General features: G+C 42.3%; 11 protein-coding genes. 3 read left to right on the top strand and 8 right to left on the bottom strand.

Annotated elements, in window-relative coordinates; translation table 11 throughout:
- Window positions 1-70 precede the first annotated feature (70 nt).
- The 4 genes from thrS to ccpA form a co-directional block, all read right to left on the bottom strand.
- Complete coding sequence (gene thrS, locus HMPREF9421_RS04895) at window positions 71-2,014, bottom strand: threonine--tRNA ligase (protein WP_006595889.1); 1,944 nt, start codon at window positions 2,012-2,014, stop codon at window positions 71-73.
- Window positions 2,015-2,346: 332 nt separating this feature from the next.
- Window positions 2,347-3,669: a glycosyltransferase family 4 protein gene (locus tag HMPREF9421_RS04890; RefSeq protein WP_006595888.1), complete on the bottom strand. Its 1,323-nt coding sequence runs from the start codon at window positions 3,667-3,669 to the stop codon at window positions 2,347-2,349.
- 1 nt (window position 3,670) lies between these two features.
- Window positions 3,671-4,669, bottom strand: coding sequence for an LTA glycolipid anchor biosynthesis glycosyltransferase, IagA/BgsA family (locus HMPREF9421_RS04885; protein ID WP_006597024.1), 999 nt, complete (start codon window positions 4,667-4,669; stop codon window positions 3,671-3,673).
- A gap of 95 nt (window positions 4,670-4,764) precedes the next feature.
- Window positions 4,765-5,769: a catabolite control protein A gene (gene ccpA / locus HMPREF9421_RS04880; protein WP_006595886.1), complete on the bottom strand. Its 1,005-nt coding sequence runs from the start codon at window positions 5,767-5,769 to the stop codon at window positions 4,765-4,767.
- Between the two features lie 160 nt (window positions 5,770-5,929).
- Between ccpA and HMPREF9421_RS04875 the strand changes: the two genes are divergently transcribed.
- On the top strand, window positions 5,930-7,012 hold the full coding sequence (locus HMPREF9421_RS04875; RefSeq protein WP_006595885.1) for a M24 family metallopeptidase: 1,083 nt from the start codon (window positions 5,930-5,932) through the stop codon (window positions 7,010-7,012).
- Window positions 7,013-7,105: 93 nt separating this feature from the next.
- Window positions 7,106-7,375, top strand: a complete 270-nt coding sequence (locus HMPREF9421_RS04870; RefSeq protein WP_231911649.1) for a cytochrome O ubiquinol oxidase — start codon at window positions 7,106-7,108, stop codon at window positions 7,373-7,375.
- 95 nt (window positions 7,376-7,470) lie between these two features.
- On the opposite strand, the gene HMPREF9421_RS04865 is transcribed toward HMPREF9421_RS04870, so the two are convergent.
- The 4 genes from HMPREF9421_RS04865 to HMPREF9421_RS04850 all read right to left on the bottom strand — a co-directional run bounded on the left by HMPREF9421_RS04865 (window position 7,471) and on the right by HMPREF9421_RS04850 (window position 12,406).
- On the bottom strand, window positions 7,471-7,920 hold the full coding sequence (locus HMPREF9421_RS04865) for an Rrf2 family transcriptional regulator (protein ID WP_006595883.1): 450 nt from the start codon (window positions 7,918-7,920) through the stop codon (window positions 7,471-7,473).
- Between the two features lie 143 nt (window positions 7,921-8,063).
- The gene (locus HMPREF9421_RS04860; protein WP_006595882.1) at window positions 8,064-8,906 is read right to left on the bottom strand and encodes a metallophosphoesterase family protein; all 843 of its coding nucleotides are present in this window, start codon (window positions 8,904-8,906) and stop codon (window positions 8,064-8,066) included.
- A gap of 69 nt (window positions 8,907-8,975) precedes the next feature.
- Entirely contained in the window at window positions 8,976-11,693 is a 2,718-nt protein-coding gene (locus HMPREF9421_RS04855; protein ID WP_006595881.1) for an FtsX-like permease family protein, read from the bottom strand.
- 11 nt (window positions 11,694-11,704) lie between these two features.
- Window positions 11,705-12,406, bottom strand: coding sequence for an ABC transporter ATP-binding protein (locus HMPREF9421_RS04850; RefSeq protein ID WP_006597027.1), 702 nt, complete (start codon window positions 12,404-12,406; stop codon window positions 11,705-11,707).
- Window positions 12,407-12,950: 544 nt separating this feature from the next.
- Between HMPREF9421_RS04850 and HMPREF9421_RS04845 the strand changes: the two genes are divergently transcribed.
- Window positions 12,951-13,511: a TetR/AcrR family transcriptional regulator gene (locus HMPREF9421_RS04845; RefSeq protein ID WP_006597026.1), complete on the top strand. Its 561-nt coding sequence runs from the start codon at window positions 12,951-12,953 to the stop codon at window positions 13,509-13,511.
- Window positions 13,512-13,513 lie beyond the last annotated feature (2 nt).

Raw genomic sequence — 13,513 nt, 5'->3', positions numbered from 1 at the left:
ATAAAAAAGCAACAACTATTTCAGTTGTTGCTTTTTCTTACTGAAAAATGTTTCTCAGACTGTGATCGTTTTATTTCTCAACACGAGATTTGTTGGCGATATCAGCTAGGATAGCTGCTACAAACTCATCTACTGACACAGTGTTTGTTTCTTTTTGTCCATAGCGACGAACGTTGACAGTTCCATCTTCCATTTCCTTGTCACCAACGATCAATTGGTAAGGAATCTTGCTAGTTTGTGATGCACGGATCTTGAATTGCATTTTCTCATTACGTTCATCCACATCAGCACGGACACCACGGTCACGAAGCTTCTTCGCTACTTCCCAAGCGTAGTCCACGTGTTTTTCATTAGAAACTGGGATAAGAGTCACTTGGTGTGGTGCAAGCCATGTTGGGAAGGCACCCTTGTAGTTCTCAATCAAGATCGCTGTGAAGCGTTCCATGGTTGAAATAACTCCACGGTGGATCATAACTGGGCGATGTTCTTCACCATCAGCTCCAATGTATTTAAGGTCAAAGCGTTCTGGAAGCAAGAAGTCAAGCTGAATCGTAGAAAGGGTTTCTTCTTTTCCAAGGGCAGTCTTCACCTGGATATCCAATTTTGGTCCGTAGAAGGCTGCTTCCCCTTCAGCTTCAAAGTAGTCAACGCCCATTTCATCAAGGGCAGCACGAAGCATGGTTTGGGCATTTTCCCACATCTCATCGTTATCAAAGTACTTGTGAGTATCTTGAGGGTCACGAAGAGAGAGACGGAAACGGTACTCGTTTAGGTTGAAGTCTCCGTATACATCGATAATCAACTGAAGGGCACGTTGGAATTCTTCTTGGATTTGTTCTGGAGTCACAAAGAGGTGACCGTCATTAAGAGACATTTCACGCACCCGTTGAAGACCTGTCAGGGCACCAGATTTCTCATAGCGATGCATCATTCCGATTTCAGCGATACGGATTGGCAATTCACGGTATGAGTGAACATGGTGTTTAAAGACTTGGATGTGGTGTGGGCAGTTCATTGGGCGAAGGACGAATTCTTCCCCATCTCCCATATCCATAGTTGGGAACATGTCTTCTTGGTAGTGATCCCAGTGACCAGAAGTCTTGTAAAGCTCTACAGAAGCAAGTGGTGGAGTGTAAACGTGTTGGTAGCCAGAAGCTAACTCCTTGTCGACAATATAGCGTTCCAATTCACGACGGATTGTCGCACCATTTGGCAACCAGAATGGTAGACCTTGACCAACTTCTTGAGAAATCATGAACAAATCAAGCTCTTTACCAAGTTTACGGTGGTCACGTTCCTTAGCTTCTTCACGCATTTGAAGGTAGTTTTTCAAGTCTTTCTTGTCAAACCAAGCTGTACCATAAATCCGTTGCATCATAGCATTGTCGCTATTTCCACGCCAGTAAGCACCAGCTACATGGAGAAGGTGGAAGATTTGGATGCGACCAGTTGATGGGACATGAGGACCACGGCAAAGGTCTACATACTCACCTTGACGGTAGATGGTCAAGCCACCTTCGTCTTCAGAGTGTTCCTCGATCAATTCCAACTTGTAAGGGTCGTTTTTGAAGATTTCACGGGCTTCATCTTTTGTCACTTCTTCACGAATAGATGGGAAGTTTTCTTTCACGATTTTTTGCATTTCTTCTTCGATACGAGGAAGATCTTCGTTAGAGATTTGACCAGCTTGGTTGTCTGTATCATAGTAGAAACCATCTTCGATAGCTGGACCAACACCCAAGTGAATGTCTGGGAAGAGACGACGAGCTGCTTGGGCAAACAAGTGTGCCGCTGAGTGACGCAAGATTGGAAGGGCATCTTCGTGATCAGGTGTCACGATTTCGATGCTACCGTCTTCAGTTATAGCACGAGTAGTATCGATGAGTTTGCCGTTAAATTTACCAGCAAGAGCTTTTTTAGCTAGGGAATTGCTGATGGATTGGGCAATTTCAAAAGTTGTAACGCCAGATTCGAATTCACGAACAGCGCCATCTGGGAAAGTAATCTTAATCATAATCTTCTCCTTATAAATTTTTAAATATCTTAGTTATGGTGAAACTCTTTTTGATTTCTTCATCAAAAAAACAAAAAAGCGACCTCCTCGAAAGGACGTCGCAACGTGGTTCCACCTTCATTTATGTTCCTCAAAAAAGAGGGACACCTCTGATTGGCTCTAACGTAGCCACCGTTTTATGTTTGCATAAAAAGTTCACCGAGTAGTCCCAAATCTATCCTCTACGCGATTTCCAGCTCCACGCGCTCTCTAACAGATTTCCTAGATTTGATATGTCTCTGACTAGTATTATAGCACGATTGAAAATTTTTGCAAGAGAAAAAAACTCCCATCTAATCCAACAACTTGGTGATATGACGGATTTTCTTAACCTGTTTAAAGGAGCCCTTCATGATTCTCACAGACCCATTCACAGGCATAGCGATAACCTTTTGCGGAATTTTCACAATAGACTTGGTCACCCGTTTGGTACGGCTTTCCTCAGGATGACGTTCATTGTAAAAATCTTTCGATATAATAGCGTCTAGATAGAACTCATAGACCCTGCGACCAAAATTTGTCGAAGAAATTTCATAAAGCTTCTCCTCCCACTTAGCCTCATCCTTCTCTGGTGTGGCTAAGGTCGCTTCTAAAATAGCTGCTGCCAAATCTTCTTCCTGGTCATACAAGATTCCGAACATCCGATCATTGATCACATTATCTAAGTAAGGATTACTCTGAGCAATTAGGGGTGTCCCACTAGCGATACTCTCTAAATAGGTCAAGCCTTGCGTCTCACTAGTCGAAGCTGAAATGAAGAAATCTGCTGCTTTATAGTACAGAGCTGTTTCGTTTGGTGGAATCATCCCTGTGAAGACAACCGTATCTGATACACCAAGCTTGGCCGCTTGTTTTTTTAAATCATCCAGATAAGGCCCATCTCCAGCCACAATCAATTTAATATGCGTATTTTCTTCTAGCACTTTAGGCAAAGCCGCAATAACGGCTTGGATATTTTTCTCGTAAGAAACCCGTGACAAGCTCAAGAGCATAATTTCACCCTCTTGAATCCCTAATTTTTCACGAAGGGCTTGCGTCTCCACTTGTGTGATTTCAGGTCGTTCAAACTTCGCCAGCTCGATTCCTGTTGGAATAATCCGTTTTTCAGCCTTGACCTTGTATTTCAGCAAGAGATCATAGACAATCTCACTCGGACAGATGACCCCATCCAAGTCATTCATATAACCACGAACAATGTATTTGACCATACTTGGTCGGATAACCATCCCCTTGGCAATATAACGCACATAATCTTCATACTGGGTATGATAGGTATGAATTACTGGAATCCGAAGCTCCTTAGCAATCCAAACCCCGAGTAGTCCTAAAGAAAACTCCGTCTGTGTATGGATCATATCCAGTTTGTATTGTTTGGCAATGGCCAAAGCCTTGGTAAAGCCGCGATAAGCAATCCGCCGATCCTTAAAAGCAAAGAAAGGGATACTTGGAATGCGGATAATTTGCCAGTCTTCATAGCGGTTGACATCCTTATCCGTCGTCGTAAAGATAAAAACAGTATGTCCCAATTTCTCCAATTCTGTTTTAAGGGTTCGAATACTGGTCGCAACCCCCGATACCTGTGGAAAATAAGTATCTGTAAATAATCCAATACGCATATTACATCTCCAATACTTGCTGGTAGGCTTTCACTAGTTGATCCGCTACCAAATCAATTGAGCGACTTTGAGCTACTCGATCCCCTGCGTCGCGCTTGTCCACTTGACCAGACAAGACTTTTTCAAGAGAGTCCACAAACTCATCCACTGAATGACACAATTCTGCTGACTCTTGGTCCACCCAACCATGATAAACTGGAATATCCCGGAGGACGACATGCTGGTGACCCGCTAAGGCCTCTAGGACAACAATTCCTTCCGTTTCCTCGTAAGACGGGAAGAAGAAGGCATCCGCACCTGTCATGGCCCCTTGGAATACAGCTCCCTTAAAATAGCCAGGGAATTCAACATTGCTCGGATGATCTTTCTCGACCAGACGACGAATAGCCCGAGGAATCAACCATTTATTAATCGACCCCAACCAAATAAAGCGGACATCTGGCATCCGCCGAGCCACTTCTACAAAGTCTTCAATCCCTTTTCGTCTAAAGTAGAGACCCGCACATAAAACGACCTTCTCTCCTTCTTGGATATTAAAGTGCTTCCGAAAAACCTCTTCTTTTTTGGGATCTTTTTTATATTTAGACAAATCAATCCCATTAGAAACAGCGACAATTGGAGTCTTGACCCCGTAGGACTGAATCAGTTGTTTCGAATACTCTGAAGGGGTAATAATAAAATCGGCTTTTTTATACATATGAGCCAAATATTTGCCAAATAAGGGAGCAAACAAATTGGACCCAATAAATGAATTTTGGAAATCTTCCCGTGTGGAATGTCCATGCATAATGACCTTTTTCCCTCGACGTTTGGCAGCATGCAATAGCAACAAACTCCGAGGACCATAGGTATTAATATGAACGACATCGTAGTCTCCTAAAATATCTGTGGTGTAGGGGATTCCAGCCAAATCCAAGGCATGCATCTGGTGTTGGAGAGCTCGACCGATCCCCGATTTTTGTAAAACGGATTTTCCTTCTAAATACAGTAATACTTTCATACCCTCTATTATACCTAATTTAGCAGACCCCTTCAAGTTTTACCGGAGATTCATGCAGAGACAAGAAAAAAGGAAGCCTTGGCTTCCTTTGATTTTTACTTCTTCGTAGTTCCACGATGATTGATGGTATGGGCAAGAAGAACTTCTCTTTCTTCCAATTCTTCCTTATGCATAATTTTTGTCAGCATCCGCATACTGATAGCCCCCAAATCATAAAGTGGTTGGCCAACAGTTGAAAGATTTGGACGAGTGTAGCGTGTAATTTGTGAATCATCACTGGTAATCAACTCAAAATCTTCCGGTACGTTCACACCTTGATCAGCAAGACCATTAAGCAAACCTGCTGCCAATTCATCCCCAGTTACAAAGGCTGCTGTTGCTTTAGATGCAATGATGCGTTCAGCTAAGTTATAGCCTTCTTCATAGCGGTATTTAGACTCAAAGACCAAGCCTTCACTGTAAGACAATTTTTTTGCTTTCAAAGCATCTTTGTAGCCAGCCAAGCGAATCTTACCGTTGATATCATCTACTAATGGTCCACTTACAAAAGCAATCTTTTTATTTCGTTTAGCCAATAGTGTAACCGCGTCTACTGTCGCTTGCTTGTAATCGATATTGACACTTGGCAATTGATGTTCGACATCAACTGTCCCAGCAAGGACCACCGGTGTCCGAGAACGAGAGAATTCTGAACGAATCTTTTCTGTCAAGTGGTAACCCATGAAGATAATCCCATCGACCTGTTTTGAGAAAAGAGTATTGACAACAGAAACTTCTTTATCATCGTCTTCATCGCTGTTGGCAAGGACGATGTTGTACTTGTACATTTCAGCAATGTCATCGATCCCCTTTGCCAGAGTAGAGAAATAACTATTGGTAATATTTGGAATCACAACACCTACCGTTGTGGTTTTCTTACTCGCAAGTCCACGAGCTACTGCATTCGGACGATAGTCCAAACGTTCAATGACTTCCAATACTTTTTTACGAGTATTTTCCTTAACGTTCTTATTTCCGTTCACGACACGGCTAACAGTCGCCATTGAGACACCCGCCTCTCGGGCAACGTCGTAAATGGTTACAGTATCGTCTGTATTCATATTACTTCCTTTCTTTATTGAAAATTTCGTTTTCAGTCTTCTATAACAACTATTCTATCACTTATTGTAAACACTTTCAAGCATTTTAACATCTTTTTGCAAACTCTTGATTTTTTAGGAAAAATTTGACAAAATATTATCAATAGAAAGAAGGTAGCTTATGTCTAAATTAGATCAAATTGTAGCATTTCTTGAAACCGAAAAAACAGACGTGGCTGTTGTATCCGATCCTGTCACTATCAATTACCTAACTGGATTTTACAGTGATCCCCACGAACGTCAGCTCTTCTTGTTCGTCTATCCAGACCACGAACCGCTTCTTTTTGTCCCTGCTCTTGAGGTAGAACGGGCGACTGCAGTTGTGGATTTCCAAGTGGTAGGGTATGTGGATTCTGAAAACCCTTGGGAAAAAATCAAAGGGGCTAGCGCTAATCCAGAAGCCAAAAAGGTCGCTTTGGAATTTGATAATTTGATTTTGACCAAGTACCATGGGCTTCGTTCAGTCTTTGAACAAGCAACATTTACCAATCTCAGCCCTCGAATTAACCGCATGCGCTTGATCAAATCTTCTGATGAAATTCAAAAAATGTTGGTTGCAGGTCAATATGCGGATAAGGCTGTCAATATGGGATTTGACGCTATCTCACTGGATAAAACAGAAACTGACATCGTCGCAGAAATCGACTTTGGCATCAAACGCTTGGGCTATGAAATGAGCTTTGAAACTATGGTCTTGACTGGTAACAATGCAGCCAACCCTCACGGCATTCCTGGTAGCAACAAAATTGAAAAGGATGCTCTTCTTCTCTTCGACTTGGGCTGTATGGTGAATGGCTATGCTTCAGATATGACGCGAACAGTCGCTGTTGGAAAACCAGATGATTTCAAAAAAGAAATCTACCACTTGACTTTAGAAGCTCAACAGGCTGCCCTAGATATGATCAAACCAGGTGTAACAGCACATGACGTAGACCGTGCTGCCCGGAGCGTCATTGAAAAAGCAGGATACGGCGAATACTTCAACCACCGCCTCGGACACGGTATCGGAATGGATGTGCATGAATTCCCTTCTATCATGGAAGGAAATGACATGGTCATCGAAGAAGGCATGTGCTTCTCAGTCGAACCAGGCATCTACATTCCTGGAAAAGTCGGGGTTCGAATTGAAGACTGTGGCTATGTGACAAAAGATGGCTTTGGCCTCTTTACCGAAACCAGCAAAGACTTGCTCTATTTTGATTAAGATAGGAAATAAGGAAATTATTTAATTATTGTTTGGCTTGGTAAAGGCTTGCTCGTTCCCCATGCTCTTATGATTGGAGGAGCTTTGGCGAATATGATTTATTCCTTCCTGCATCTTAATGTAAATAAGAGTACAGATAGTATCATCTTAGGATGTATGTTGGGGATTCTTGCTGCAGCAGTCAATTATTTGCTAACAAAAAAATTTGTTTCCGATCAGGTTCGGTATATGATTGATGAGGAAACAGGGCAACGCATTGCTTTGCGCGATCGTTCTTCCTTTATGTTCATTCCTAATCGTTACTGGACATGGATTTATGCAATTGGATTTATTCTAGTTAGTGTCTTATTTATTAAAAAATAAAAATTAGATAAACTTTAAATCATTTCATTCAACAAAAAAGGCCTTTCAGTATATACTGAAAGGCCTTTTTACATCACGTTTCTTACAAACTCAAATCAAGAAACGGTTGCTAGCTCCATCTGTTTCTTGGTTTGCTCCACCACTTCTTTGAGACTGGTCTGAGCCATTTCCTTTTCCATGGCCAATTGAATCTTTTCCAGCTTCCCATCTAGGACGCCATGGATGCTATTTCCAATCGGACAAGCTGGATTTGGGTGCTCGTGGAAACCAAATAATTGACCAGTCTTCCCAAGGCATTCAACCGCCTGGTAGATATCTAACAAACTTATGTCTTCCAATTCTTTGGCCATCTCGGCCCCACCTGTTCCACGCGCCACATGGATCAAGCCTGCCTTTTTTAATTGAGACAAGGTTTTCCGAATAATGACCGGGTTCACCCCAACACTGCCAGCAATCATATCACTGGTCACCTTGGTGCAATCTCCTTTTAAAGCAATCATGACTAATACATGGGTTCCAATGGTAAAACGACTTGAAATTTGCATGGATACTCCTCTCTTCCATCTAGATAGGGATGTCTTAAACTGGATCTAAAGCCATCAATAACTAGATACATTTACTCTTCAGACGTTAAAGTTCTTTCTTTTAGTCTATTATACCCTTATTTGTTGTAATGTCAACTGTTACACTAATTAAAAAAGTCTCTCAACCATGCGTCTACTTCTACATTGTGTCCCTCTCGCTGGGCTATTTCATGAAGAAGCTCATGATTATGAGTATGGTGGATCCCATTGACTAAACTTTCATAGTAAACTTGGAAGTAAGGTAGTTTCAGATCCTTAGCGAGTTGGAGTTCTTTCTCAATGTCATAGGACACCCGCCGAAAGTCAACATCTTTCAAACCCGATTCATCAAACTCTAGAATAGCATACATGGCCCGGAGATCCTTTCGAAGATTGGCTTGCAAAAAGAAGGGTTGGCCGATAGAACCCGGATTCAAGATGAGCTCTCCACCACTTCCATATCGGAAAAATTGTTGGTGGATATGACCATAGACTGCTAGATCACAAGGGGGATTGGTTACGAGGCGATCAAAATCTTTCTGGTCTCCTATATGAATTAATTCGCGTCCCCAGTTTTTGTCTGGCAGATGATGGGTGATTCCCACTATTAAGCCGGAAACTTCCCGATGCACTTGCATGGGCAGACTTTGCATGGCCTCTATCTCTTCTGGACTAATTTCTTCTAAGATATATTGACAATGGCGCATCAAATAACGGTGACTAGCCCTTGATGGATCCAGCATCCCCTTCATCGCTCGCCACAAGCTATCTTCCCAATTTCCTAAAATCTGTACGGTGATAGGCAATTCTTCAAGTAGGTTCAAAAGATGTCGTCTACCAGTCCCCGGCATAAGGACATCCCCTAATAACCAGTATTCTTCTACACCTGCCCGCTTGGCATCTTCAAGCACAGCCTCTAAAGCAGTTGTATTCCCATGTATATCCGAAAGCAAAGCAATTTTTGTCATGTCTCTTCTCCTTCTCTCATTATACCAAAGCTCTAAAAAACTTCCACCCTAGGGTAGAAGTTTCTTTTTTTATTCAACAGATTTCAAAGCCTCCAGCATGTCTACCTTGCGAAGATGATGATTGACCAAGATTCCTAAGCTAGCTAGGATCAGAATGACGCCAGCCATAGGATAAAGATAGACACCAAGGGCCACCCGCGGATAAAAGAGAATGGCATCTGGGGCGATCATGGCGATCAAAAAGCGATGGAGATAAAAACCTCCTAGTAAACCCAATCCTATCCCTACAAGAGACAAGAGGATGGTTTCTCGATAAATATAAAGGGTGACTTCTTGATGATGAAAACCTAATACCTTAATGGTGGATAACTCACGGATTCGTTCTGCCACATTGATATTGGTCAAATTATACAAAATAACCATCGCTAGCAAAATAGATACCAGAACTAAAATCATCATGGTCTTATTCAATGATTGGGCTACAGAACTGAAGAGAGAAATCAAGGAAGTATTTTGCGTAACAGCAAGCACCGCCCCTTCTTCCATCATGTCCCGACTGACCTTCTGGACGAACTGCTGAGAAGAAGACTGTAATCGGACCAAATAGGCATTCATCTTAGCACTTTTTCCATAGGTTTTCTGATAGGTCGCTTGATTCATATAGACAAAATGGCCTACATAATTTTCGGTAATCGCAGCCACCCTAATCGTATGGCCATCTATCCGCAAGTCATCTCCAACGCCCACCTTGGCCAGCTGCGCTAATTTACTGGTAATCACCGCCCCATTGGATAGGTCGAGTCTTCCCTCTTCTGAGCGGAGATTGATAAAGGGTTCCAAGCTGTCTTTAGAGGACACCATTAAGGTCATGCTTTGTTTTCCACGTCCGGAAGGATAAGAAGCCTCCACTTGTTTGGTAAAGATAGCTTCTGTCTCTTTAATATCTGCTTGCTTCAAGCGCTTCTTCAAGGATTCTTCCTCTTCGTCTGTCAGACTGGATTTGGTCGAGAGAATCATATCGTACTTGAGGATTTCCCCAAACTGACGTTGGGGCACACCACCGACTGAGGATTGGATACCCAGACCCGCAAAGAGAAGAGCAACCGAACCACCAACACCAAAAATGGTCATCACCATCCGCTGTTTGTAGCGAAAAATATTTCTAGCGGTCACCTTTTGGGTGAAACTCAGACGTTTCCACAAAAACGGAAGGCGTTCGAGCAAAATACTGGATCCAGAAACTGGCGGTTTTGGAAGAAGGAGGTGACTGGCTTCTTCCTTCAACTCTCTCTTTGCGACTAGATAAGCTGGAAAGACGCTAGAAAGAAGGGAGAGCCCCAAGGCTAATAAGCTATAAGACTCATAAAAATACTGTCGACTAGTGCCTACGACCATCCCCTGCGTAATAATTTGCGAAATGGTTCCTGATAAAACATAATGACCGAGAAGAGTTCCGATGCCTGTCCCAACTGTTCCAGCAACCAAGCCATACAAGAGAAACTTTGCTAAGATATCTTTCGTTCGATAGCCCAAGGCTTTGAACAAGCCCGCATGGCTCCGTTCTTCGTCAACAAAACGAGTCATGGTCGTAAACGTGACCATGGCAGCGACTGCGTAGAGCACCACAGGAAAAAGATTGCCTACCGCGGAGATACTGGCACTGGCATTACTATACATGAGGTAACCCTGGCCACCTGGAATGGTTTTTCGATCATAGACATGATAGTTTGGTTGCTCTATATTTTTCAGATCTTCCTTGGCCTTTTCCAGCTCCTTCTGCTTAGTTGCTAGTTCCGATTCACCTGCCTGAATGTTGACCAATTGCTGATCTAGTTGCTTTTGAGCTTCTGCCAACTCGAGTCGCCTTGTTTCTAGTTCTTCCTTGGGCAAGAGTGTAGACAGTTGATTCAATTTATTGGATTGCTCCGTCAATTGTGTCTGTGCTTGACCTGCCTTTTCGCGTGCGTCTGCTAACTGTTTGTTGGCAGCATCAAGTTCTTCTTGCCCTTTTTGGATCTTTTGTTTCCCATCAGCCTGCAGCTTTCGATAGCGCTCCTGACCATTTCCAGCTAAGAGTTCTTCCAGGTCCTTTTGATGGGAGGCCAGACGATCTTGATAGCTGGTTGAGAATGGATTGAACCCCCTCAAATCATCAAACCGAATCCGAGCAAGGCTATAAACAGGACTAGTAAAGGCTTCTTTTGAGAGGACACCATAGGCATCCAAGGAACCACTCCCACTCCTAGCTTGGCCCAAGTCTTTTTCGGACCACATCTCAGCAGACTTTACAAAGCCAACAATTCGATAGTTTTTTGTCTTTAAAACAGATGGACTTCCAGCTTTTTCATGTATCCTTAGCTGATCCCCAATCTGGTAACGATCTTTCCAAAACGCTGCTAGAGCGACCTCATCTTCCTTCTGCGGAAGCCGTCCTGAAGCCAGCTGAAAGCGTGAGATGGTTTCTGGAATGGAAAAAAGTCGAACAGCTTCGTCCTTTCCGTCAAGCGTCACATCTGTCAGGTAGGAAAACTCCAAGCTGGCCCCCGTCAATCCTTGTAGCTCTTCTTGGTCAGTCTTATCCAAACCAAGATCTCCCATGACAGCTAGGTCCAACATTTCTTGTTGGTCTATAAAGCGCTGGGCAGTCCGATGCATATTTGGGGTCGTTACTTTTAAACCGACCAGAGCTAAGGTACCCAGCATCATCAGCGTTAAAATGGACAAAAAGCGCCCTTTGGAACTGGTAAAGGAATGACATAGATCTTTCCAATATACTTTTCGCTTCATGAACAACCTCCCTAATACTCTAGGCTATCGATATCTAGTGGAGTGTTATGGATGGTCACCGATTTTACTTGGGCATCATGCATCTGAATGACACGATCGGCTATTGGCGCTAAAGAAGCATTATGGGTGACGATAATCACTGTTGCCCCTTTTTTACGAGACATGTCCTGAAGAATCTTTAAAACCTGTTTACCGGTTTGGTAGTCTAAAGCCCCTGTTGGTTCATCACAAAGGAGAATCTTAGGGTTCTTCGCCACTGCGCGCGCAATGGCTACCCGTTGTTGTTCCCCACCAGATAGCTGGGCTGGGAAGTTGTTCAAACGCTCACCCAATCCAACCTCTCTCAAGACTTGTTCAGGGTCTAAGGCATCAGAAACAATTTCAGAAGCCAACTCAACATTTTCTTTGGCTGTCAAATTAGGGATGAGATTATAAAACTGGAAGACAAAGCCAACATCATTTCTGCGATAATCCGTTCGTTGGTGCGAGGAGAAGCTCGAGATGGCTTTCCCATCCACTAGTACCTCCCCTTCATCATTGGTATCCATACCTCCCAAAATATTGAGGACTGTTGATTTTCCTGCGCCTGATGCCCCCAAAATGATGACCAATTCGCCTTTCTCAATTTCAAAAGTAACATCTTTATTGGCAATGATGTCAGTTTCTCCTGACGGATAGCGCTTGTAACTATGTTTCATCTCAATATAAGCCATATCTTTTCTCCCACTTAAACACAAGTTCCTATCTTTATTATAGTCCTTTTTTACCGGAAGACCAAGGACAATCAATCCCTTAAAACGACTAAAATAGCTGAAATGAACCAGCTCATGACAAGCACGAACTTATGGAGAAAGTTGGAGTAAAAACTAATACTTTTCTATGCAAAAATAGACAAGGAAAACGCTTGATCTTATCTAGTTCCTGATATAGAAATTTCCAAGCATCATCTGCCCTCCTCTCCTTAGTTTGTGATATAATAACAAATAAGTATGAATTATTATTTGCGTTTAAATAACTGATATTTCAAGTTTTTCATTCATTTTTATATAATAGCCCCTTTGAAAGTAGATCTGGGAAAAAATTTTATAATCCTTCCAAAATGGCTTTTACAGTATAAGAATAAGACCTGATTTTAAGCTATTTAGACTTATAGAATGATACTAAAATTTTATTCTGTTGATGATTCAATTTGATTTCTGTATAATATGATGATTAGTGAACAATATTTATACCAAACTACATGATAAAGGAGGAACTATGACCCGAAAAAAGAGAAAAACGAATTCTAAAAATGCTATCCGAAGCGCCCTATCACGTCTGCTTCTTGAACAATCACTTGAAAGCCTTACAATTAGCCAATTAACAAAGGAAGCAGGCATTAATCGAGGTACTTTCTACCTCCATTATGTAGACAAACAAGATATGTTCAACCAGCTAAAATCTGAACTCTTAGGCGAGCTGGGAGAACTATTCGCTACAAGCACTGTCAATCGAGCAAATTTTCTCGCCTCACTTCAATATATTCAAGATAATTATGACTTTATCTATGCCTTAATGCAGATGGATTATCAAGAGTTTCATTTTCTAATGAAAAATTTCACCTTGCAACTTCTTGACGATACTCCACACGCCAAAGACCATTTGGTTAATAAATTCCAAATTCCTTATAAGTATGCTGTTGAGATCTTTGCAGCTACGATTGAAGCCGTGATCACGAAATGGTTGTCAACTGGTGCAAAAGAAGAACCAATCGAAATCGCAACGGTCGTATTAAGTGTGACTGACTTTACCACTTGGAACCAACCTATAACTGAATAAGA

Source organism: Streptococcus australis ATCC 700641 (assembly GCF_000186465.1).
In the GTDB taxonomy this organism is placed as follows: Bacteria; Bacillota; Bacilli; order Lactobacillales; family Streptococcaceae; genus Streptococcus; species Streptococcus australis.
This window is presented reverse-complemented; position numbering and strand designations above follow the sequence as displayed.